19 protein-coding genes are annotated in these 23,584 nt (G+C 71.5%); 10 read left to right on the top strand and 9 right to left on the bottom strand.

The genetic code is table 11. The features are described 5' to 3' along the window. Positions 1-276: ferredoxin (locus tag C1I95_RS16600; RefSeq protein ID WP_111214740.1), on the top strand; the 276-nt coding region annotated here is incomplete at its 5' end. Between the two features lie 88 nt (positions 277-364). Here C1I95_RS16600 and C1I95_RS16595 read toward each other — a convergent pair. From C1I95_RS16595 to C1I95_RS16585, 3 genes are all read right to left on the bottom strand, one after another. Then, positions 365-934 carry a hypothetical protein gene (locus tag C1I95_RS16595; RefSeq protein WP_111214739.1) on the bottom strand — a complete coding sequence of 190 codons (570 nt, stop codon included), beginning with the start codon at positions 932-934 and terminating at the stop codon, positions 365-367. Between the two features lie 62 nt (positions 935-996). Then, entirely contained in the window at positions 997-1,947 is a 951-nt protein-coding gene (locus C1I95_RS16590; RefSeq protein ID WP_111214746.1) for a tRNA (adenine-N1)-methyltransferase, read from the bottom strand. 59 nt (positions 1,948-2,006) lie between these two features. Continuing rightward, entirely contained in the window at positions 2,007-3,200 is a 1,194-nt protein-coding gene (locus C1I95_RS16585; protein ID WP_111214747.1) for a M50 family metallopeptidase, read from the bottom strand. Positions 3,201-3,295: 95 nt separating this feature from the next. Here C1I95_RS16585 and C1I95_RS16580 point away from each other — a divergent pair, with 95 nt between their 5' ends. From C1I95_RS16580 to C1I95_RS16560, 5 genes are all read left to right on the top strand, one after another. Further along, complete coding sequence (locus tag C1I95_RS16580; protein WP_111214738.1) at positions 3,296-4,210, top strand: RecB family exonuclease; 915 nt, start codon at positions 3,296-3,298, stop codon at positions 4,208-4,210. A gap of 76 nt (positions 4,211-4,286) precedes the next feature. Then, on the top strand, positions 4,287-5,486 hold the full coding sequence (locus C1I95_RS16575; protein WP_111214737.1) for a sensor histidine kinase: 1,200 nt from the start codon (positions 4,287-4,289) through the stop codon (positions 5,484-5,486). Positions 5,487-5,565: 79 nt separating this feature from the next. Then, entirely contained in the window at positions 5,566-6,252 is a 687-nt protein-coding gene (locus C1I95_RS16570; protein ID WP_111214745.1) for a response regulator, read from the top strand. A 282-nt stretch (positions 6,253-6,534) separates the two neighbouring features. Next, positions 6,535-7,302, top strand: coding sequence for an ABC transporter ATP-binding protein (locus C1I95_RS16565; protein ID WP_111214736.1), 768 nt, complete (start codon positions 6,535-6,537; stop codon positions 7,300-7,302). Then, positions 7,302-9,854 (top strand): ABC transporter permease, encoded by a 2,553-nt coding sequence (locus tag C1I95_RS16560; RefSeq protein WP_111214735.1) that lies wholly within the window; start codon positions 7,302-7,304, stop codon positions 9,852-9,854. Before C1I95_RS16565 ends, C1I95_RS16560 begins: the two co-directional genes overlap by 1 nt. 79 nt (positions 9,855-9,933) lie before the next feature. Here C1I95_RS16560 and C1I95_RS16555 read toward each other — a convergent pair whose 3' ends face one another. From C1I95_RS16555 to C1I95_RS16540, 4 genes are all read right to left on the bottom strand, one after another. Then, a complete protein-coding gene (locus C1I95_RS16555) occupies positions 9,934-10,578 on the bottom strand; it encodes an HAD family hydrolase (RefSeq protein WP_111214744.1) in 645 nt (214 codons plus the stop codon). Between the two features lie 101 nt (positions 10,579-10,679). Beyond that, positions 10,680-11,447, bottom strand: coding sequence for a neutral zinc metallopeptidase (locus tag C1I95_RS16550; RefSeq protein WP_111214743.1), 768 nt, complete (start codon positions 11,445-11,447; stop codon positions 10,680-10,682). Between the two features lie 114 nt (positions 11,448-11,561). After that, entirely contained in the window at positions 11,562-12,659 is a 1,098-nt protein-coding gene (locus C1I95_RS16545) for a calcium:cation antiporter (protein WP_111214742.1), read from the bottom strand. A gap of 120 nt (positions 12,660-12,779) precedes the next feature. Further along, positions 12,780-13,523, bottom strand: coding sequence for a MerR family transcriptional regulator (locus C1I95_RS16540; protein ID WP_233513708.1), 744 nt, complete (start codon positions 13,521-13,523; stop codon positions 12,780-12,782). 54 nt (positions 13,524-13,577) lie between these two features. On the opposite strand from C1I95_RS16540, the gene C1I95_RS16535 reads away from it, so the two are divergent. The 3 genes from C1I95_RS16535 to C1I95_RS16525 all read left to right on the top strand — a co-directional run bounded on the left by C1I95_RS16535 (position 13,578) and on the right by C1I95_RS16525 (position 17,567). Next, positions 13,578-15,152 carry a DUF6194 family protein gene (locus C1I95_RS16535; RefSeq protein WP_111214734.1) on the top strand — a complete coding sequence of 525 codons (1,575 nt, stop codon included), beginning with the start codon at positions 13,578-13,580 and terminating at the stop codon, positions 15,150-15,152. Between the two features lie 145 nt (positions 15,153-15,297). After that, positions 15,298-15,759 (top strand): hypothetical protein, encoded by a 462-nt coding sequence (locus C1I95_RS16530; RefSeq protein ID WP_111214733.1) that lies wholly within the window; start codon positions 15,298-15,300, stop codon positions 15,757-15,759. 185 nt (positions 15,760-15,944) lie between these two features. After that, positions 15,945-17,567 carry a dolichyl-phosphate-mannose--protein mannosyltransferase gene (locus C1I95_RS16525; protein ID WP_111214732.1) on the top strand — a complete coding sequence of 541 codons (1,623 nt, stop codon included), beginning with the start codon at positions 15,945-15,947 and terminating at the stop codon, positions 17,565-17,567. 98 nt (positions 17,568-17,665) lie between these two features. Here C1I95_RS16525 and C1I95_RS16520 read toward each other — a convergent pair whose 3' ends face one another. Both C1I95_RS16520 and metH read right to left on the bottom strand, forming a co-directional pair. After that, on the bottom strand, positions 17,666-18,184 hold the full coding sequence (locus tag C1I95_RS16520) for a hypothetical protein (protein ID WP_146605740.1): 519 nt from the start codon (positions 18,182-18,184) through the stop codon (positions 17,666-17,668). A 719-nt stretch (positions 18,185-18,903) separates the two neighbouring features. After that, positions 18,904-22,419 (bottom strand): methionine synthase, encoded by a 3,516-nt coding sequence (gene metH / locus C1I95_RS16510; protein ID WP_199523781.1) that lies wholly within the window; start codon positions 22,417-22,419, stop codon positions 18,904-18,906. Positions 22,420-22,725: 306 nt separating this feature from the next. Here metH and C1I95_RS16505 point away from each other — a divergent pair. Next, a partial coding sequence (locus tag C1I95_RS16505) for a PAC2 family protein (RefSeq protein WP_111214728.1) occupies positions 22,726-23,584 on the top strand: 859 nt, incomplete at its 3' end.

Raw genomic sequence — 23,584 nt, 5'->3', positions numbered from 1 at the left:
CAACTGCAGGTCTGGGTGGATCAGGACCTGTGCACGGGCGACGGGCTGTGCGTCCAGTACGCGCCGGAGGTCTTCGAGTTCGACGTCGACGGCCTGGCGTACGTCAAGGGTCCCGACGGCGAGCTTCGGCTGACCCCGGGCACCCGGGTGGACGTGCCGGAGCACCTGCGCCTCGAGGTGATCGACTCGGCGAAGGAATGCCCGGGCGAGTGCATCCACGTCGTACGCGGCAGCGACGGCGTCGAGGTGGCCGGGCCGGACGCCGAGGACGACTGACAGCCGACGACCGCCGCGGCCCGGCCCACTGACAGCCGACGACCGCGGCGGCCCGGCCCACTGCCAGCGGGCGACCGCAGCGGCGCGGCTACAGCAGCGGGCGGCCGACCACCGAGGCGACCAGCCGGGCGAACTCCTCCAGCCGGGCGATCTGCCCGGCGCCACCGTCGTCGAGGGTCTTGCCGAAGCGCAACGCGTCGTGGCGCGGCCCACCGGCGGCCTCCTCGCTGGGCGGGGTCTCGTCCAGCGAGGTCAGCAGCAGATAGACGTCGATGCTGTCGACCCGGATCTCGCCGTTCTCGTGGCGGAACAGCCGACGGCGGCAGCCGACCTCGGTGACCGAGGAGACCGGCACCACCCGCAACGACGAGGTCATCGAGCCCGCTGGCCCCTCCCCCGGCGGCACGTCCTCGCCGTGCCAGAGGACCAGGCGGCTGCCGTCGCAGACGACGACCTCCTGCCACACCCCGTTGACCTCGTTGACGAAGCGTTCCAGGGTGAAGCCGAGCACCGACGCCCCGCGCAGCACCCCGCCGAGCGCCTCCAGGGCGACGTCCGGGTCCCGCAGGTAGGCCCGCGCCGCCGACTCCAGGTCGGTGTAGGGCGACCAGTCGGGGAAGACCGCCGGCAGGTCGCCGCCGAAACCGGGACGGCTCATGCCGTCACCTCGCCGAGCCGACGATTCGCTCGCTGCGCTCACTCATGCCGCCACCTCCGCCGTCACGACCTGTCCACCTCCTGCGTCGCGTCCGGTTGCGTCCCGTCGGCCTGCGCCGCCGCCTGCCGGGCCGCCTCCGCGTCGCGCAGCGCCTGCCGGCGTTGCACGTACGCCTCGGTGCCCTTGCTGGGCTTGCGACGTCGCGGCGGTGCGGTGACTCCGGGGGCGAGCTTACGCGCGGAGACGAGGAAAGCGGTGTGGGCGATCATCCTGTGGTCGGGCCGAACCGCAAGCCCTTCGGCGTGCCAGTCCCGCACCAACGACTCCCAGGCCCGCGGCTCGGTCCAGCCGCCGCGCTCACGCAGCGCCTCGACCAGCTCGGACAGCTGCGGCGTGGTGGCCACGTACCCGATGAACACGCCGCCGGGCAGCAGCGCGCGCTCGACCATGTCGAGGTTCTCCCACGGCGTCAGCATGTCCAGGATGATCCGGTCGAAACCGGTCTCCGCGCAATCGGCGACGTCCCCGACGTGCAGGTGCCAGGCCGGGTGCGGCCCGTTGAAGAACGCCTCGACGTTGCGCCGGGCGATCTGGGCGAAGTCGTCCCGCAGCTCGTACGAGTGCAGTTCCCCGGCAGTGCCGACCGCGCGCAGCAGCGAGCAGCTCAGCGCCCCGGAGCCGGCGCCGGCCTCCAGGACCTTCGCGCCGGGGAAGACGTCGCCCATGGCGACGATCTGCGCCGCGTCCTTGGGGTAGATCACCTGGGCGCCGCGGGGCATGGACAGCACGTAGTCCGACAGCAGCGGACGCAGCGCCAGGAAGGCGGTGCCGCCGCCGGCGGTGCTGACCACACTGCCGTCGGGCAGGCCGATCAGCGCGTCGTGCTGGAGGATGCCCCGGTGGGTGTGGAACGCCTTGCCCGGTTCCAGGGTGACCGTGTGCATCCGTCCCTTGGGGTCGGTCAGCTGCACCCGGTCGCCGGGCCGGAACGGCCCACGGTGCACGGCGGGCAGCTCCGGCTTCTCGGCGGGCGCGTCGGCGCCCGGGGCGGCCGGGGTGGAGTGGGTGACGGTCACGTGTTCATCTTCCGGTGAGGTTCGAGCAGTTGAGCCAGATCCGCGATGTGCAGAATTCCGACGACATCTTCGCCTGCCGTCACCACGTACTGCGCGCCCGGGTGGGCCTGCACGGTCTCCAGCACCTGCTCCCCGTCGGTGGCCACCGGCATGGTCGGCAGGTCGGCGACCGAGCGGGCCACCGCGTCAACGGCCAGCCAGGGCCGACGGGCCTCCGGCACGGCCGCCGCGGCGGCCGGGTCGACCACGGCCACCGGCCGGCCCGCGGAGTCGGTCACCAGCAACGCGGCGGGCCGCTCCGGCGCCGCGGCCCGGTGTTCCGGCGCCGTTTCCGGGCCCCCTTGCGGCGCCGCCGCGGCCCGGCGCTGGGCCTCGGCCAGCGGGGTGCCGGTGGGCACCGCGAACACCGGCCGGGCCAGTCGGGCCAGGTCAATCAGCGGGAGCCGCCGGCCGATGCGGGACAGCCTGATCGCCTGCCCGGCGCCGTGCCAGAGGGTGAGCGCGACGAGCACGGTCAGCGGCAGCGCCACCAGGCTCAGCACGTCGGCCGCGTAGAGCAGCGCCACCAGCAGCGCGGTGCCGACCGCGACGACCCGGCCGGCCCAGCCGGCCACCTCGGTGGCCAGGTGCCGGTCCCGGGTGACCGCCCAGACCGCGGCCCGCAGGGCCCGACCACCGTCCAGCGGCAACCCGGGCAGGATGTTGAACACCGCGACGATGACGTTGCTCGCCGCCAGCTGGAAGGCGAGCTGGTCGGCGACGGTGCCGTCGGGCAGGGCCAGCGTCGCGGCGACCGCGGCCACGCCGAGCACCGCGGAGACCGCCGGCCCGGCCAGCGACACCAGCAGGTCCACCCGGGGTGACGGGGCGTCGCGATCCATCTCGGTGTACCCGCCGAGCAGTTCCAGGGTGATCCCCCGCACACCGATACCGAAGTGGCGGGCGGTCAGGGCGTGGCCGAGTTCGTGGGCCAGCACCGAACCGAGCAGCGAGACGACGAACCCGGCGCCGACCAGGTAGCCACCGACCGGGGACAGCTGCAGCCGCTGGCCGGCCAGTTCGCCGTACAGGACGGTGATCAGCAGGGCGAGCAGCAGGATCGAGGCGTTCAGGTACAGCGGCACCCCGAAGACGCGACCCACCCGCAAGCCGGAACGCCGGCCCGGCCGCGGTCGCCTCCGCTGCTCCATCGACTGCTCCATCGGCCTGATGCTACGCGGCCGGAGATCACCTACCGGTGCGGCGGCGACCCGCCTGTCACACCGGTGCCCTAGTGTTCCGGGGCATGACGGCGGATCCGGTGATCACTGAGCAGGCTCCGACTCCGACGCAGTTGCCGGCGACCGTTAGGGCCTCGCTGTCACCGTCGCGGGCGGCGGATTTCAAGACCTGCCCGCTGCTCTACCGGTTCCGCAGCATCGACCGGCTGCCCGAGCGGCCCACCGTCGAGCAGGCCCGCGGCACGCTGGTGCACGCGGTGCTGGAGCGGCTGTTCGATCTGCCGTCGGGCGGGCGCACCCCGGCCGCGGCCGGCGACCTCGTCGCCCCACAGTGGGACCGCCTGGTCACCGAGCAGCCGGAGCTGACCGGGCTGTTCGAGGGGGACGGTCCGCTCACCTCGGCGGAGTTCCTGCGCTCGGCGGCGGCCCTGCTGGAGGGCTACTTCGCGGTGGAGGATCCGCGCCGGCTGGAGCCCGCCGAGCGGGAAAGCCTGATCTCCGCGGTGGTCGACGACGAGTTGCTGATCCGGGGCTACCTCGACCGGCTCGACGTCGCCCCGGACGGCGCGCTGCGGGTGGTGGATTACAAGACCGGCGGCGCGCCGCGCGAGGCGTTCGAGGCCCGCGCCCTGTTCCAGCTGAAGTTCTACGCGCTGGTGCTGTGGCGCACCCGGGGCGTGGTCCCCCGAGTGCTGCGCCTGCTCTACCTGCGCGACGCCGAGGTGTGCGACTACACCCCCGACGAGGAGGAGTTGACCCGGTTCGAGCGCACGGTGGTGGCGTTGTGGCGGGCGATCGAGCAGGCCACCGCCGCGCGGGACTTCCGCCCCCGGCCGAGCCGGCTGTGCGACTGGTGCAACCACCAGGCGCTGTGCCCGAGCTACGGCGGCACCCCGCCGCCCTTCCCCGAGCAGCCGCCGACGCCGGATCCGCTGCGCGACGCCCGCTCCCGTCCGGCGCCGCCGGGCGCCGACGAGTAGCTCTCCTCCCCAGGGAGGACGACCACGTCACCACGCAAGACGATCTTTCGCCGGCAAGGGCGGCTAGCGTCGTGACGTGAGCACGGATCCGAGGGAATGGCTGCGCCGGCGACCGCTGGCGGGTGACACGCTGCTGGCCGCCGGGCTGGTCCTCGCGGAGGTCGTGCTCACCCTGCTGACCCCGCCGGAGTTCTGGCCCCGGCCGCTGCCCGCGGCGCTGGGCTGGAGCGTGCTGTGCGCGGCACCGGTGGCGCTGCGCCGGGTGGCGCCGTGGCCCGCCGTGCTGGCCGCGCTGGCGAGCCTGGTGCTGCCGATCACGATCGACGTGGCCCCGACCACGCAGAGTCTCACCTTCGTCGTGCTCACCTACACGATGGCCGCGTACCGTCCGGTGCGCCCGGCGCTGGTGGCGGCGGTGGCGCTGTGGCTGCCGGTGGCGGCGGTGAACACCCTGGTGCCGCCCGAGGGTCTGCCGCAGATTAGCTCCGCGTACCTGGTGGCGAACAGCCTCCTGGTCGGGATCGTGTCGTTCTCGGTGGGTCGCACGCTGCACGCCCGGCGGTCCTCCACCGAGGCGTTGCGGGAGCGGGCCCGGACCGCCGAGGCCAACCAGCGGGCCCTGGCCGAGCAGGCGGTCGCCGACGAGCGGCGGCGCATCGCCCGGGAGCTGCACGACGTGGTGGCCCACCACGTCAGCGTGATGGGGGTGCTCGCCACCGGGGTACGCCGGGTGCTGCGTCGTGACCCGGACGCCGCCGACGAGGCGATCGGCACCATCGAGGAGACCAGCCGGGCGACCCTGCGGGAGCTGCGCCGGCTGCTGGACGTGCTGCGTACCGAGGCCGAGCCGGCCGCCGAGCTGGCGCCGCAGCCGGGGATCGCCGGCATCGAGGCGTTGACCGAGCAGGTCCGCGAGGCCGGGCTGCCGGTGACGCTGACGGTGGCGGGCACCCCGGGGGCGCTGGAGGAGGGGGAGGCGCTGACCGTGTACCGGATCGTGCAGGAGGCGTTGACCAACGCGCTCAAGCACGCCGGCGCGGCCACCGCGCAGGTGCGGGTGAGCTTCGCCGCCGACGCCGTCGAGGTCGAGGTCACCGACACCGGCCGGGGGCCGACGCCGGACACCCACCGGATCGGGCACGGCCTGGTCGGGATGCGGGAGCGGGTCGGCCTCTACGGTGGTGTCCTGCGCACCGGGCCGCGTCCCGGCGGCGGCTACCGGGTGTACGCGCGGATCCCGGTCGAGCCCCTGGTCGACGGCGGCAGCAGCCGGTGACGACGGCACCGAACCCGGCGCGCGTCCGGGCGACGGCGCACCCGTGTGCGGCAGCGTGACAGCGAAGGTGGAGAACGACATGACGGATCCGACGGCGCCGACCCGGCCGGTGCGCATCCTGCTCGCCGACGACCAGCCGCTGCTGCGTACCGGCTTCCGGATGGTGCTCGGCGCGGAGCCGGACCTGGACATCGTGGCCGAGGCCGGCGACGGGGTGGAGGCGGTGGAGCTGTCCCGCCGGCTGCTGCCCGACGTGGTGCTGATGGACATCCGGATGCCGCGGATGGACGGGGTGACCGCGACCCGGGCCATCGTCGACGCCCGGCTGCCGGTGCGGGTGCTCATCCTGACCACCTTCGACCTCGACGAGTACGTGGTGGGTGCGCTGCGGGCCGGGGCGAGCGGCTTCCTGGCCAAGGACGTACCGGCCGAGGACCTGGTCACCGCGATCCACACGGTGGCGGGCGGCGACGCGGTGGTGGCGCCGCGGATCCTGCGGCGGCTGCTGGACCGCTTCGCCGACGCGCTGCCCGACCCGGCGGCGTCGCCACCGAAGGGCCTCAGCGCCCTCACCGAACGCGAACGGGAGGTGCTCGTGCAGGTCGCCCGGGGGCTGTCCAACGCGGAGATCGCCCGGACGCTGTCGGTCAGCGAGACCACCATCAAGACCCACGTCGGGCATGTGCTGACCAAGCTCGGGCTGCGCGACCGGGTGCAGGCGGTGGTGCTGGCGTACGAGTCGGGTCTGGTCCGACCCGGCGCGTAACGCGGCCGTTGCATCCGTCACCTACCGTGACGATCAGCGGCGTAAAGTGGTTGACCCTCACGTGGCGGCAACGCTCACGATGATCGTGCACCGGCCCGGCGGCGTGGCCGGCCGGTGCGGAGTCGGGGACAACCCTGACTCCGCGTGGGGGGTACCCGCACCCGGAAATCCGCCTCGGCTCCGCCCGGAGTCGGACGGATCCGCGCCGGGCAGCACAGATGATGGAACTCGTGCCGGACCAGCGGGGGCGGCGCGATTTGACAGCGACGGAGAGGTTTAGACGTGACCGCTACGACAGGCCAGCCGGCCCCGGCCGCAGCCCGGGCGAGCGACGTGTGGAAGGTATACGGCAGCGGTGAGGCGCAGGTCATCGCGCTGCGGGGGGTAAGCGCCGAGTTCGAGCGCGGCCGGTTCACGGCGATCATGGGCCCGTCCGGGTCCGGCAAGTCGACGTTGATGCACTGCCTGGCCGGGCTGGACACGGTGACCCGGGGGACGGTGCACGTCGGCGAGACCACGGTCACCGGGCTCGGCGACGCCGGGCTGACGAAGCTGCGCCGGGACAAGGTCGGCTTCATCTTCCAGCAGTTCAACCTGCTGCCCACCCTGACGGCCAAGGAGAACATCCTGCTGCCGCTGTCGATCGCCGGCCGCAAGGCGGACCCGGCCTGGTACGACGTCGTGATCGACACGGTCGGGCTGCGGGACCGGCTGGACCACCGGCCGGCGCAGCTCTCCGGTGGTCAGCAGCAGCGGGTGGCGTGCGCCCGGGCGCTGGTGGCCCGCCCTGAGGTGATCTTCGCCGACGAGCCGACCGGCAACCTGGACTCGCGCTCCGGCGCGGAAGTGCTCAACTTCCTGCGCAACTCGGTACGCGAGCACGGCCAGACCATCGTCATGGTCACCCACGACCCGACGGCGGCGGCGTACGCCGACCGGGTGGTCTTCCTCGCCGACGGGCAGATCGTCTCGGAGCTGATCGAGCCGACCGCCGACACGGTGCTGGACACGATGAAGAAGCTGGACACTCCCGCCGAGGTGGCCGGCTGATGTTCCGGGCGACTCTGAAGAGCCTGCTGGCCCGCAAGGTCCGGCTGGTGCTGTCCGGCCTGGCCGTGGTGCTCGGCGTCATGTTCGTCTCCGGCGCCTTCGTGCTCACCGACACCCTGGGCCGCTCCTTCGACCAGATCTTCGCCGACGCGTACGCCGAGGTCGACGTCAACGTGGCCGCCAAGCCGAAACTCGCGGTCAACGAGTTCGAGGGCGAGCAGATCCAGACGCCCTTCCCGGCGGCCGCCGTCGAGACCGTGCGGGCGGTACCCGGGGTGGCCGAGGCCACCGGCACGGTGGTCGCCGACGGGGCGCGGCTGATCGGCAGCAACGGCAAGGTGGTCACCTCGTTCGGCCCGCCGCAGTTGGGCGGCAACTGGGTCGGCGAGAGCGACCTGGTGCAGCTGCGCGAGGGCCGGGAGCCACGCGCCGACGACGAGATCGTGATCAACAAGGCGTTGGCGACCGCGGGCAAGGTCGCAGTCGGCGACCGGGTCGGGGTGCTCACCCTGGCGCCGAAGGAAGAGTTCACCATCGTCGGTGTCTTCGGTTACAGCGGCGACCGGGACTCCCTCGGCGGCGTCAACGAGGTCATGTTCACCACCCCGGCGGCCCAGCGGCTGATGCTCGGTGAGCAGGACGTCTTCAACAACATCGTGATCAGGTCCGCGTCGGGTGTCTCCGACGAGTCGCTGCGCGACTCGGTGGCCGCCGCGTTGGGCGACGACTACGTGGTCAAGACCGGCGAGCAACTCTCCGCCGACGCCGCCGCCGGACTGAAGGAAGGACTGGCCTTCTTCAACCGGATCCTGCTCGGCTTCGCCGCCGTGGCGCTGCTGGTCGGCACGTTCCTGATCCTGAACACCTTCTCGATCATCGTGGCCCAACGCACCCGGGAACTGGCCTTGCTGCGGGCCGTCGGCGCCAGCGGCAAGCAGATCATCGGCTCGGTCGTGCTGGAGGCGATCGCCATCGGCCTGGTCGCCTCGGTGCTCGGCCTGGCCGCCGGCTTCGGTGTCGGCGCGCTGCTGGCGTACGCGTTCAGCAACGTCGCCGGTGGGCTGACCCTGGCCACGCTGGGCATGCCCGCAGCGGCGGTGATCGGCGCGTTCGCGGTCGGCCTGGTGATCACCGTGCTGGCGGCGCTGCTGCCGGCGCTGCGCGCCGCGCGGATCCCCCCGATCGCGGCGATGCAGGATGTCGCCACCCCGGACCGGCCGCTGACCAAGGTGACCGTGGCCGGGGCGGTGGTGACCGCCCTCGGCGCCACCCTGCTCTTCCTCGGCCTGGGCGGCCACGCGCGTGGCAACACCCTGGCCACCATCCTCGGCGGCGTGCTGTTCGCCTTCATCGGCGTGGCACTGCTCACGCCGCTGATCAGCCGGCCGGTGGTGGCGGCGCTCGGCGCGGTCTTCTCCGGCTGGACGCCGGGCAAGCTGGGCCGGCTCAACTCCGGACGCAACCCTCGCCGGACGGCCATCACCGCCGCCGCGCTGATGGTCGGCATCGCCCTGGTCACCGGCATCACGGTGATCCTCGACTCGGCCAAGAGCAGCATCAGCGGCCTGGCCCAGGACACCATCAAGGCCGAGCTGGTGATCGCCGGGGCGCAAAGCGGCCCCCGCCCGCCGAGCTTCGACCCGGCGGTGCTGGCCGAGGCGAAGGCGATTCCCGGGGTGCGGATCGCCGACGGCCTCTACGGCGACATGGCCCAGATCGGCGGCGAGCACACCTGGGTGGGCGCCCTGACGGAACCGTCGGCGCTGCGGCAGGTCTACGGGGTCACGGCCACCGCCGGTGACATCGACCAGCTGGCACCGAACCAGATGCTGGTCAGCTCGGACGCGGCCGAGTCGCGCGGCCTGTCGGTCGGCTCGACGCTGGCGGTGCAGCTGGCCCGCGGTGCGGAGCGGACGTACACGATCAGCGGCATCTTCCAGAGCACGGCACTGTTCGGGACGCAGGCGGTGCTGCCAACCGAGGCGGCCCGCGACTTCAGCATCCAGCAGCCGATCCAGGGCTTCATCCAGCTCGAACCCGGCACCCGGGTGGCGGACGTGCAGCCGCGCGTCGAGGCGCTGCTCGCGAACAGCCCAGAGGTCTCGGTGATCGACCTCGACGGGTTCATCGACCAGCAGGCCAGCCAGCTCGACGGCCTGCTCCAGATGATCCAGATCCTGCTGGCGCTGGCCATCGTGATCGCCGTACTCGGCATCGTCAACACCCTGGCCCTGTCGGTGCTGGAGCGGACCCGCGAGCTGGGCCTGCTGCGCGCCATCGGCCTGCGCCGGTCGCAGACCATGGGCATGATCACCGTGGAGGCGGTGGTGATCTCGGTGTTCGGCGCGCTGCTCGGCGTGGCCGTCGGCGCCGGCCTCGGCGCCGCGGTGGTGGAGGCGCTGCGCGACGAGGGGATCAACAAGCTGGTCCTGCCCTGGGGCCAGATGGGCGTCTTCCTCGGCCTGGCCGCGATCATCGGTGTGGTCGCCGCGGTCCTGCCCTCGATCCGCGCCGCCCGGATCAACGTCCTGGGCGCCATCGCCCACGACTGAGATGCAAGGAGGGGCCCCCTGTTAACGCCTGGCGCGTTGTACAGGGGGCCCTTCTTAACGCGCCGGGTCAGCAGCCCGCTTAACGCGCCCGGGTCAGCAGCCCGGCGAGCAGTTCCAGGTCCGCCGCGAGCAGGCTCTCCAGTTGGTGCACGCCGTCTCGGGGCGTCAGCGGCACCTCCGCCGGCACGGCCAGCACCGCCGCCCCGGCGGCGACCGCGCTGGCCACCCCGGTCGCCGAGTCCTCGATCGCCACGCAGCGCTCGATCGGCACGTCGAGCAGCCGCGCGGCCGTCAGGTAGGGCTCCGGGTGGGGCTTGGTCGAGTCGACCTCGTCGCCGCAGACCACCACGTCGAAGCTGTCCCGACCGAGGGTGTCCAGGGCGATCTCGACGAGGGCCCGGCCGCTCGAGGTGACCAGGGCGGTCGGGATCCGCGCCGCGCGGACCGCCGCCAGCAATGCCAGCGCCCCGGGCCGCCACTGCAGGCCGGTGCGGAACAACTCCAGGATCCGGGCGTTGATCCACGCCGCGCTGGCCGCCGGGTCCCGGTGCGGCTGGCCCAGGTCTTCGTGCAGGATGCGCATCGAGTCGGCCATGCCGGTGCCGACGATCGCGCGGCGGGCCGCGACGGAGAGGGTGCCGCCGTACGTCTGCGCGAGTTCCTGCAACGCGACGTCCCACAGCTGCTCGCTGTCGACCAGGGTGCCGTCCATGTCGAAGAGCACGGCGGCGGGGTGGCGGCTGGTCACCGGATCCTCCTCGGGTGCGGGTACCTGGTGGATCCTGTCAGCCCGCCGCCGCGGCGCGCCCGACACAGTGACCTTTCTCAACCCAGATCGCAGGCGGACAGCGACCGCTCGTACCCACGGAAGAACGCCTCGGCCCGCTGCTCCGGCGTGCCGTGCGACCCCTCGGCGAACCACGGCTGGCCCGGGTCGTCGCCGACGGCCAGCAGCCCCTCGTTGAACTCGTCGAGGTCGCCGTCTTCGAGGGTGAGCCGGCCGGCACGCACCGAATCGCCGAGGTACGCCCCGGCCATGCAGTCGGCCTGCAACTCCTGCTGGATCGTGAAGCTGTAGCGAATTCCCAGCCGGGTCTGGATGCCGTGCGCGTACTCGTGGCCGAGCAGGTAGAACACGAACGCGTCGCCGATCTGCCGGAACGCGCCGAACGACCAGTTGATGTCGTACGCGATGAAGTCGCTGACCGTGCAGTAGACCGCGTTGTTGCGGGGCACCTCCTGCCCGCCGCAGGAGACCTCACCGTCACGCTGGTACGGGATGATCCGCCGGATCGGCCGGAACGACTGCCCCGAGGCCTGGAACTGCTCGGCCCAGTACTGCTCGGCGACGTGCTGGGCGTCGGCCAGGTCCTGCCGGAACTCCTCGACCGTGTCGGTGCCGTCGGCCCGGGTCACCTCGGCGCTCGGCGACGTCGCCTCCCGTGGCTCGGTCGGCTGCTCCGGCTCGCTTACCGGCTCCACCATGCACGCGGCCGCCGCCACCAGCGCCACCGCCAGGCCGGCGAGCCTTCCCCGACGCTGCCCTCGCCCACCTTCCGCCACCGCGTCCCTCCCGTCTCGGCGATGCCGGATCAAGTACCCCGACGGTACGACCGGCACGCCCGTCGCCGTCTGTTACGCCTTCCCGGCCCGCCCGGTTCAGTCGGCGCGCCCCCGGCCACCAAAGGGGGCGCACCGCGCTCTTGGTCACGGGCTGGCGGCGAGGAAGACGAAGGCGGCGAGCAGGACGAGGTGTACGCCGCCCTGCAACAGGGTGGCCCGGCCCGGCACGACGGTGAGCACGCCGGTGATGACGGTCAGCGCGAGCAGGGTGACCTGGGTGCCGCCGAGGCCGAGCAGCAGCGGTCCCTCCAGCCAGATGGAGGCGATCGCGATGGCCGGGATGGTGAGGCCGATGCTGGCCATGGCGGAGCCGAGGGCCAGGTTGAGGCTGATCTGCACCCGGTCGCGGCGGGCGGCGCGGGCCGCGGCGAGGGTTTCGGGGAGGAGGACGAGCAGGGCGATGATCACGCCGACGAAGGCCGGCGGCAGGTTCACCGCGGCGACGCCGGACTCGATGGCCGGGGAGACCGACTTGGCGTCGCCGACGACGGCGACCAGGGCCACGAGGAGCAGACCGAGGCTGATCAGCGCGCGTCGGGTGGTGGGTGGGTCCGCGTGCACCTCCTCCGGGAGGATCTCGCCCTTGCGGTTGACGGGGAGGAAATAGTCGCGGTGGCGTCCGGTCTGGACCATGACGAACAGGAGGTACAGGGCCAGTGAGACGACCGCGGCGAAGGTGAGTTGGGCGGGGCTGAACTCCGGGCCGGCCCGGCCGATGGTGAAGGTCGGCACCACCAGGCTCAGGGTGGCGAGGGTGGCCACGGTGGCCAGGGCGCCGCCGGTGCCTTCGGGGTTGAACACGGCCAGGCGTCGGCGTAGCGCGCCGATGAGCAGGGACAGGCCGAGGATGCCGTTGCAGGTGATCATGACGGCGGCGAAGACGGTGTCCCGGGCCAGCGACTGGGTCTTCTGCCCGCCGCTGATCATCAGGGTGACGATCAGGGCGACCTCGATGACGGTGACCGCCACCGCGAGGACAAGTGACCCGTACGGCTCGCCGACCTTGTGCGCGACCACCTCGGCATGGTGGACGGCGGCGAGCACCGCACCGGCCAGGAACGCGGCGACCACGACCACCATGACGCCGCTGAGCTTCCGGTTCCAGGTCAGCGCCAACACCACGAGCGCCGCGATCGGCACGGAGACAGTCCAGGTGGTCATGGAGCGGCGCAACGCGAGCATGGCCTCCATCCTCGGCCAGCAGACATGATCATGAGCGGCGAACCCGCTCAGGAGTCCCCCATCGGCGCTGCGTTCCCCAGGCAGTGATCACGCTGCTCGCGCCGCGCGAAGGCGGGAAAGTCAGCGCGGCTGTGCGGTGGGCCCGGTGCCGCTGTCGAGGTACTCGGCGAGTCGGGCGGCGCCGGTGAGCATGGCTCTGCCGCGCCCGGTGAGCCGTTCGCGCCACTGGCCCAGCGACGCGGCGAGTGGTTCGGTGCCGCCGGCGTCGCGTACCCGGTGCAGCACGCCGGCGATGTGATCGAGCCGGTACCCGCCGCGGCGCAGCAGGTGAGCGAGTTCGGCGTCGCGGACGTCGTCCGGTGAGTAGACGCGGTAGCGGGTCGCGGGATCGCGAGCCGGCCTCAGGATCCCGGCCCGCTCCCACTTGCGCAGGGTCGCGGGTCGTACGCCGAGCCGATGCGCCAGCGCGCTGATCGGCACGGCGTTTCGGCTCTGGGGCTCCCGCCCGGTTCCGGTGAGGATCGCGACGGCCGCCTCGACCGCGTCCAGGGTCTCGCGGTCGCGCTGCAACAGGGCATGGCTGTGGTCGATGACGCGTAACGCCGTGTCGATCTCACCCCGGTTGACGGCGCGCATGATCTCGCCACCGGCCGCGTAGCCGTGGCCGGGGATCAGTGCGAGGTAGGCGCTCAGGGCCTTGGCGTGCACCTCCGTGAACCGGCGGTAGCCGGTCGGGCTGCGTTCGGCCGGCGGCAGGACGCCGTCGCGCTCGTAGTTGCGCACGGCCTGCACCGACAGGCCGTGCACCCGTGCGAGGTCGACTGGTCGGCGTACCCCGGGTTTTGAGGGTTTCACAGCTTCTATAGCGTCCGATCGCTCGGAAGTCTCAACGGGCAGTTCAACGATACGGTCGATGGAGTGACGTCCTTCCTCGACCTGCTCGCCGTACCGCCAACCCTGCTCGCGCTCGGCGAGCCAACGCATGGCGAATCCGCCTTCCTACAGATCCGCAACGAGATCTTCATGTCGCTGACCGAGCGTGGCTACCGGTCGATCGCGCTGGAGAGCGACCGGGCCGCCGGGCTGATCGCCGACGGGTTCGTCCAGGGCTCTGCCGCCGTAACGCTCGACCGCGCGCTCGCGGAGGGGTTCAGCCACGGGTTCGGCACCGCACCGGCCAACCGTGATTTGCTGCTCCGGATGCGCGACTGGAACGCCGGGCGGCCGGCGGCCGAGCGCCTGACGTTCCACGGCTTCGATGCCCCGCTGGAGATCGACAGCGTCCCGAGCCCACGCCGCTACCTCGTCCAGGTCTGCGATTTCCTCGGCGCCGACCGGTCAGCGGAGATCGACGACCTGGTCGGTGACGAGTCCCGGTGGAGCGAAACGGCCGCGATCTGGGAGCCGGGCAGATCGATCGGGCGGACCGCCGACGCCCAGCGCCTGCGGGTGATCGCCGACGACCTGCTGACCGAGCTGTACCTACAGGCGCCTCGGCGACCCGACGGCTGGCAGGCGGCGTTCGTGCAGGCAACGGCGGCGGTCGCGGTGCTGCGCTACCACGCGGCGGCCGCCGCACCCCTGGCGCAGGAGGAACGCATCGCCCGCCTGGTCGCGGCCCGGGACGCGCTGATGGCCGAGAACCTGCTCGCGATCCGCGCGGCCGAGGCGCACCGCGGGCCGACGCTGGTCTTCGCGCACAACCAGCACCTGCGACGCGATTCGAGCACGATGACGATGGCCGGGACGGAGCTGTCGTGGTTCAGCGCCGGCGCGATCGTCGGATCGCTGCTCAGCGACCGATACGCGGTGATCGCCGGCAGCCTCGGCGCAAGCCCCGCGCTCGGCATCGACGCGCCCGGCCCTTCGACGTACGAAGGGAAACTCCAGCAGGAGTCCCCGCTTCCCCGGTACGTCCGGGCGTCCGCAGTCGAACATGCCGAGCAGAGGACGCACGACTACCGCTACTTCCCGCTGGATCAGGCCACCATCGAGCACGCGGATGTGGTGCTGCACATCCCGACCGGCACTGGCCCGGCCATGCTCGCCGGCCGGATCCTCGCGCTGCCCGGCGTCGAGCAGCTCGTGGCGAGCGAGGAGAACGGATCACCGGAGGGCTCCTGGGGCGACCGCTTCTTCTTCGTCGGCCCGGACCGCCGCCAGCCCTTCGCCACGATCGTCGAACACGACGTGCCCGGCTTCGACGAAGCCTCCCAACTCGACCGCCCCGGCGTCTTCCGCCTCAACCTCGACCTGGGCCGAGCCGAGTTCGAGCGGCTGTTCGGCTTCCCGCCCAAGGACTTCGAGCAGCACCGGCACACCTTCGACTTCGCCAGCCTCGACACCGTCGTGCCGCACCCGGCCTACGCGCTCCACGGCTTCGGCAGCATCGTCATGCCCGGCCCACATCTGCTGCCCGAGATCGACCGGCTACTCACGATCGCCCACGCCCGAGCAGCCGCCCGCCACGATCGCGCCGCACGCCGCCACTAGACCGGACGCCCCGCTCGGTAGCTCACCGCGCCGTACGCCTCTGACGGGAAGCCCTCGGCGTCACTAGGATCGGCACGGCACGGGCGGATCCCCGCCCCAGGGGAGAACGAGGAGGCCTCATGGTCGCCGCGCCGCCGGTCGGCCCATGACCAACTCGGCCGCCCACCGGTGGGCAGGGGTACCCCGTCGGGTACGCGTCCTGGTCGTCGCCGTCGTCGTCGTGTTCGCCTACGGCGGGATCGTGCACCTGGGCGACCTGCTCGGCGTCCGGCCCGGCGGGCCGGACGCGTCGACCCCCACCTGGCTGCTGTTCTACTTCACGTCGCTGACCGTGCTGGACCCGCTCGCGGCGCTGCTGCTGGCGCTACGCCGGGTCGAGGGTTTGCTGCTCGGCTGCGCCATCCTCGTCACCGATGCGGCGGCCAACGGATACGCCAACTACGTGCTGGATCCCTCGCCCGGCATCACGCCGGGCCGGATCGGGCAGTCAGTGATCACGCTGCTCGCGGTCGCGCTGATCGTGGCGACGCCGCGGATCGCACCCTGGCTGCACGGCCCCCGACGCATCCGCACCCTGGTCCCGGACGAGCCCGGACGCCACTCGTGAGCGCCACCACCACCCCACTGGACCGTCACTCCAGCTCCCGTTAGCTCCGCCGAGGCGACGGCCCTGCTCCGGGACTACATCATCGAGGTCTCCGACCGCTACTTCCAGCTGCATCTCGACCGTACGTCCAGATCGAACGTCGGTGGGCCTGCGAGAGGCGCGGTCACTCACCTACGATCTGCGTGATGGCGACCCGTGGGGAAGGACAAGCCGCCGGTACGCCAGCCGTCGCCGATTCCGCCGGCACCGTCCCCCGCGAAGTTCCGGAGATCGTCCGGCGCGAGGTTCCGGAGATCGTCCGGCGACGCCTGTCACCGTTCGAGGCGAGCGGCGGCGTCTGCTCCTGGTTGGCCACCGCGGTGGTCGTCGCCATCGCCGGCGTGTTGCGGCTGGCCAATCTGGGCAGTCCACCCGGCAAGATCTTCGACGAGCGTTACTACGCCACCGAGGCGCACCACCTCCTACAGCGCGGCTTCGAGTGGGACGAGAAGAACAACACCGCCGCGTACGTCGTCCACCCGCCGCTGGGCAAGTGGATGATCGGGCTCGGCGAGCTGGTCTTCGGCTACAACGAGATCGGCTGGCGCATCTCCGCCGCGGTCGTCGGCACCCTGTCGGTGCTGATCCTGGTACGCGTGGCACGGCGGATGTTCCGGTCCACCGTGCTGGGCTGCGCGGCAGGGCTGCTGATGGCGCTGGACGGCATGCACCTGGTGATGTCCCGGGTAGCGCTGCTCGACATCTTCCTGATGTTCTTCATCCTCGCCGCGTTCGGCACCCTGCTGCTCGACCGCGACGCCCGCCGGCGACACTGGCTGCGGGCGCTCGAAGCCGGCCTCGACCCCACCGCGCCGGGACCGGCCGGCCGCCCGCCGTTCTCGGTGCCCTGGTGGCGCCTGGCCACCTTCGTACTGCTCGGCTGCGCGTGCGCGGTCAAGTGGAGCGGCGTCTGGTACGTGCTCGTCTTCACGATGCTGATGCTCTACTGGGAGATCCAGGCACGCCGCTCCGCCGGCGTACCGAGACCGTGGCGGGACGGTCTGTTCGGTCAGCTCGGCTGGTTGGCCCTCGGTGGCGTGCTCTTCCTCGTGGTCTACCTGGCAAGCTGGTCGGGGTGGCTGTTCACCGACGGCGGATACCTGCGGCACTGGCTGCGCGACACCGGCCGCACCGAGTTGCCGATCGTGGGCGCGCTGCAGAACCTCTGGCACTATCACGTGGAGGCGCTGGGGTTCCACACCACGCTGGCGAAGGCGCATCCGTACCAGTCCTGGCCGTGGCAGTGGCTGCTGCTCGGCCGGCCAGTCGCCTTCGACTGGTGGTGCGACGGGACCTGCGGCGGGTCAACCGCCGTCCGAGAGGTGCTGCTCCTCGGGACACCCGTACTCTGGTGGTCCTTCATCCCGGCGCTGGCCGCGTTGACCTGGTTCGGGATCGCGAGGCGGGACTGGCGGGCCGTCCCGATCTGGGCCGGCGTTCTCGCCGGTCTGCTGCCCTGGTTCTACTTCGCCGCCGCCGACGAGCGGACGATGTTCTACTTCTACACCCTCCCCGCGGAGCCGTTCCTGGTTCTCGCCGTCGTCTACGTCCTCGGCGCGATCATGACCCCGGCTCCTACGTTCCCGTCGACCACCACCGGCAGCACACTGTCCGATCACGACCGACGCCTGATCGGTGCCGTCGTCGCCGGCGCGTACGTGTTGCTGGTCGCGGCCTGCTTCGCGTACTTCTATCCGCTCTACGTCGGCAAGCCGCTGCCGTACACCGAATGGGCCGCCCGGATGTGGCTGGGTAGCCGCTGGATCTGAGTCCCGATCTCACCTCGCTGCCCAGTTACGGCCACAGCCCGGCCAAGTCCGCCACTCGGGTCGCAAGTGGCCCTGGCCTCAGGGGCGCCTATGGCCATTCAGGATCCGCTCGTCTGATATTTGCGGAGCGCGGCCTCGGCAAGCTGGGTGAGGTATTTGTCGCCGCCGGAATTGTTGCCCTGCTCCTGTACGACCACCAGAGTGGTTCCGATCCGGACGAGGATGCTGTCGCATGTCAGCGCGTCAGAACCGGACGTCGAGCTGCAGCTGACGTGAATACTGTCATCGCCCAGCCGTGGCCCTGGTGCTATTGCGAAGTGGTAGGTGCCGCCGACGCCCAGGCCGGACGAGGTGACGGTGGGGCAACGGCCGATGAAGGTCCGCAGGTCGGTCATTGCTCGTCGTGCGCCGTCGTCGGCATAGGTCCTGAGGACTTCGCTTCCCACCCAGAGGCCATCGGAATCCGCGTCGAAGCTGAGGGTCGCTGCCGCCATCGCCGACGGAGTCCCGGTTAACCGCCTGGCCGACAGCAGCGGGATCATGCTGTCCGAACAGGAATCGTCGACGCCTGGGCGTTGATCTCCAGCATCCGGCGCCATGACTGTCGCGATCTCCACAGCGAATCCGGGCGGCACTGAGTCCGTGGCCAACAAGCGTGCGGACAGTGTCGCGGAGTAGCCGGATCCGCCGGTCGCCGGAACTGCTGGGGAAGCTGGCGGCGTGGCCGTGGCCGAGCCCGCTGCCTGCGCCGTGGAGGTGATCGTGTCGCCCGCTGATCGATCCGTTGTATGAACCGTTGGAGAACCGCACGCGGTCACCATGCAGACGGCTACCACCGCGACTAACCTACGCAGCACCATCCTGAGCACCGGACAGACTCCACCTCTCGCGCGAGACGCGTCAGGCTACCAGCGCGCATGACTTCAACGGAGACACTCCGACGGCGTCCCCACGGCCCACCGGAACCGGCTACCGGAAGCGTGGGCTGAAAGCGTCTCGCCAAAGCATGGCGCCGAGATCGGCTTGGGGCACTTTCCACTCGAAATACGCCATATAGCGCACTGGCGACAAGCAGATGAGGCCCAGGACGATGACCGATGGCCAGATCAGCCATAGGCGTTCGAAATCGATAAAGCCAACGGGCGAGCTCACCAACGCTGATCTCAAGTACCACACCGCGAGGCGATAGGGCCGTGTCGATCGGCGTGCTCAGTTGCGACACTGTGGACACCCGGCTCCGGCTCAGACACGGCAGCAGGATAGCGGCTGGGCAACCCCCTCGACGGTCCCCGAATGTGTGCACGCCCAGCTTGCGCAGGTCAGAGCACTTGCCCGATTACTTGGCGTTGAAGTAGCTGGCCTCGGGGTGGTGGACGACGATGGCGTCGGTGGCCTGCTCGGGCACGAGCTGGAACTCCTCGGACAGCTGCACGCCGATCCGCTCGGCGCCGAGCAGCTCCACGATCTTCGCCCGGTCCTCCAGGTCGGGGCAGGCCGGGTAGCCGAACGCGTACCGGCAGCCCCGGTAGTCGGTGCGGAGCAGGCCGGCCAGGTCGGTCGGGTCGTCGTCGGCGACGGTGCGGCCGTCGGGCAGGGTCAGCTCGGAGCGGACCCGCTGGTGCCAGTACTCGGCGAGGGCCTCGGTCAGCTGCACGGACAGGCCGTGCACCTCCAGGTAGTCGCGGTACTCGTTGCGGGCGAACAGCTTGGCCGCGTACTCACTGACCGGCTGGCCGACGGTGACCAGCTGCAACGCGACCACGTCGAGTTCCTCGCCGCGCGGACGGAAGAAGTCGGCCAGGCACAGCCGCCGCTCCTGCCGCTGCCGGGGGAAGGAGAACCGGGCCCGCTCGGCGTGGCCGTTCTCGTCCAGCACCACCAGGTCGTTGCCCTCGGAGTAGGCCGGGAAGTAGCCGTACACCACGGCGGCTTCCAGCACCTGGTCGGCGATCAGCCGGTCCAGCCAGTAGCGCAGCCGGGGCCGGCCCTCAGTCTCCACCAGTTCCTCGTACGACGGGCCCTTGCCGCCGCGTGCGCCGCGCAGCCCCCACTGGCCCATGAAGGTGGCCCGCTCGTCCAGCAGCGCCGCGTAGTCGGCCAGCGGCACACCCTTGACCACCCGGGTGCCGTGGAACGGCGCGACCGGCACCAGCACGTCGGTGGCCACGTCTGAGCGCACCGAGGTGTCGTCCAGCTCCGGGAGGGACTCGGCGACCACGGCGCGCTGCCGTTCGCGGCGAGCCCGCCGGGCCGCCAGGGCCGCCTCCCGCTCGGCGTCGATCACCGGGGCGCCGCCGCGCTTGGCGGTCATCACCCGGTCCATCAGGGACAGCCCCTCGAAGGCGTCCCGCGCGTAGTGCACCTGGCCGGGGAACATCGACCGCAGGTCGTCCTCGACGTACGCCCGGGTCAGCGCCGCGCCGCCGAGCAGCACCGGCCAGCGCTCCGCGACTCCGCGCGACGCCATTTCGGCGAGGTTCTCCTTCATGATGACCGTGCTCTTGACCAGCAGCCCGGACATGCCGATGGCGTCGGCCCGGTGCTGCTCGGCGGCGTCCAGGATGGCGGAGATCGGCTGCTTGATGCCGATGTTCACCACCTCGTAGCCGTTGTTGGACAGGATGATGTCGACCAGGTTCTTGCCGATGTCGTGCACGTCGCCCTTGACCGTGGCGAGCACGATGCGGCCCTTGCCGCCGTCGTCGGCCTTCTCCATGTGCGGTTCGAGGTGCGCCACCGCGGTCTTCATCACCTCGGCGGACTGGAGCACGAACGGCAGCTGCATCTGCCCGGAGCCGAACAGCTCGCCGACGACCTTCATGCCGTCCAGCAGGATGTCGTTGATGATGACCAGCGGCGCGGTGCCGGCGGCCATCGCCGCGTCCAGGTCGGCTTCCAGGCCGTTGCGCTCGCCGTCGATGATCCGCCGCTTGAGCCGCTCGTTGAGTGGCAGCGCCGCCAACTCCTCGGCGCGGGTGGCGCGCGCCGAGGCGGCGTCGACGCCCTCGAAGATCTCGATGTACCGCTGTACCGGGTCGTAGCCCTCGCGGCGGCGGTCGTAGACCAGGTCGAGGGCGATCTCACGCTGCTCGTCGGGGATCTTCGACATCGGCAGGATCTTGCTGGCGTGCACGATCGCCGAGGTGAGCCCGGCCTGTACGCACTCGTGCAGGAAGACCGAGTTGAGCACCTGCCGGGCCGCCGGGTTGAGCCCGAAGGAGACGTTCGAGATGCCCAGGGTGAAGTTCACCCCCGGCCAGCGGCGGGCGATCTCCCGGATCGCCTCGATGGTCTCGATGCCGTCGCGGCGGGTCTCCTCCTGGCCGGTGGCGATCGGGAAGGTCAGCGCGTCGATGAGGATGTCGGCGCGGCGCAGCCCCCACCGGCCGGTGAGGTCTTCGATCAGCCGCCCGGCGACGCGTACCTTCCATTCCGCCGTACGCGCCTGGCCCTCCTCGTCGATGAGCAGCGCGACCACGGCGGCGCCGTGCTCGGCGACCACCGGCATCACCTTGGCGTACCGGGACTCCGGGCCGTCGCCGTCCTCGAAGTTCACCGAGTTGACCACGCACCGGCCGCCGAGCATCTCCAGCCCAGCCTCGATCACCGCCGGCTCGGTCGAGTCGAGCATGATCGGCAGGGTGGAGGCGGTGGCGAACCGCCCGGCCAGCTCGCGCATGTCGGTGGTGCCGTCCCGGCCGACGTAGTCGACGCAGAGATCCAGCAGGTGCGAGCCGTCGCGGGCCTGACCCCGGGCGATCTCCACGCAGGACTGCCAGTCGGCGGCGAGCATCGCCTCCCGGAACGCCTTGGAGCCGTTGGCGTTGGTCCGCTCCCCCACCATCAGCACGCTGGCGTCCTGGGCGAACGGCACGTGGTGGTAGATCGAGGAGACACCCGGGTCGGTACGGGGCTCACGGGTCACCGGCCGGACGTCGCGCAGCCGCTCGGCGAGCACCCGGATGTGCTCGGGGGTGGTGCCGCAACAGCCGCCGACCAGCGCGACACCGTAGTCGAGGACGAACCGTTCCAGGGCGTCGGCCAGCTCCACCGGGCTCAGCGGGAAGTACGCCCCGTCCGGGGTGAGCACGGGCAGCCCGGCGTTGGGCATCACCGACACCGGGATGCGGGAGTGCTGGGACAGGTAGCGCAGGTGCTCGCCCATCTCGGCCGGGCCGGTCGAGCAGTTGAGACCGATCAGGTCGACGCCGAGCGGCTCGATCGCGGTCAGCGCCGCACCGATCTCGCTGCCCAGCAGCATGGTGCCGGTGGTCTCGACCGCCACGTGGACGATGATCGGCAGCTGACGCCCGGCCTCGGCCATCGCCCGCTTCGACCCGATCACCGCGGCCTTGACCTGGAGCAGGTCCTGGCAGGTCTCGATGATCAACGCGTCCGCGCCACCGGCGATCAGACCTCCGGCGTTCTGCTGGGACGTGTCCCGCAGGCTGGCGTAGTCGGCGTGGCCGAGGGTCGGCAGCTTCGTGCCGGGGCCGATCGAGCCGAGCACCCAGCGGGGCCGCTCCGGCGTCTCGTACGCGTCGGCGGCCTCCCGGGCCAGCCGCGCCCCCACCTCGGACAGTTCCCAGATCCGGTCGGCGATGCCGTACTCGGCGAGGTTCGGCAGGTTGGCGCCGAAGGTGTTCGTCTCCACGCAGTCGGCGCCGGCGGCGAGGTACGCCTCGTGCACCCCGCGTACGACGTCCGGCCGGGTGACGTTGAGAATCTCGTTGCACCCCTCCAGACCGTCGAAGTCGTCGATGGTCAGGTCCGCGGCCTGCAGCATCGTCCCCATCGCCCCGTCGGTGACGAGGATCCGGTCTGCCAGCGCATCGAGCAACGAAGTCCGCACGATCTCAGATTAGTGCGGTACGGCGGGCCCGCATCCCCGCGCGCCGCCCCTTCCCACATTGTGTCGCCCGGATCACGCTGACCGCTTTCATCTGTTATGCCGGGTGTCTGGCGTTGCCGCACGTCGGTGACCGGCCGAGAAGCCGTCACCGGTACCGGCCCGAACCGGCGCGGCCGACGGGCCCTGTCCGGACGGGGCACGTAGGCTGGCTGATGTGAGGGACTACAGCGACACCACCATGCACGGCGGGCGGAGGACCGGGGCCGACCCCGGGGTCGCCGGTGACGAGCAGGGTGAGGTGACGGCGTGACCGAGTTCGACGGGCTGCCGGTGCTGCGGTCCCCGGTCGCCATCGCCGCCTTCGAGGGCTGGAACGACGCCGCCGACGCCTCGACCGCCGCCGTCGAGCATCTGGAGCAGGTGTGGCAGGCCCGGCCGATCACCGAGCTGGACCCGGAGGACTTCTACGACTTCCAGGTCAGCCGGCCCACCATCGCCATGTCCGACGGCGCCACCCGACGGGTCGAGTGGCCGACTACCCGGTTCACCGTGGCCAGCCCGGCCGGCACCGACCGGGACGTGGTGCTGATCCGCGGCATCGAGCCGAGCATGCGCTGGCGCACCTTCTGTGAACAGGTGCTGGAGATCTGCCACAGCCTGGAGGTCGAGCGGGTGGTGCTGCTCGGCGCGCTGCTCGCCGACGTGCCGTACACCCGGCCGCTGCCGATCAGCGGCAGCGCCTCCGACGCCGACGCGGCCAAGCGCTACCAGCTCACCCCCACCCGCTACGACGGGCCGACCGGCATCGTCGGCGTACTGCACGACGCCTGCACCCGCGCCGAGGTCGACGCCGTCTCGTTCTGGGTGCACGTGCCGCACTACGCCAACAACCCGCCCTGCCCGAAGGCGACCCTCGCCCTGCTGCACCGGGTCGAGGAGGTGGTCGACCTGCCGGTGCCGATGGCCGACCTGGCCGAGGAGGCGGCCGAGTGGGAGCAGCGGGTACGCAGCGCCGCCGAGCAGGACGCCGAACTCGGCGAGTACGTACGGGAGCTGGAGGAGCGCGTCGGTGACGCGGGCATCACCCCGTTGACCGGGGACGAGATCGCTCAGGAGTTCGAGAAGTACCTGCGCCGCCGCGGCGGCTCCGCCGGCCCCCAGTCGC

Origin of the sequence: Micromonospora craterilacus, from assembly GCF_003236315.1 — a bacterium.
GTDB classification, from domain to species: Bacteria; Actinomycetota; Actinomycetes; order Mycobacteriales; family Micromonosporaceae; genus Micromonospora; species Micromonospora craterilacus.
Note: the sequence above shows the minus strand (reverse complement) of the source record. Positions and strands in the feature narration are given on the sequence as shown.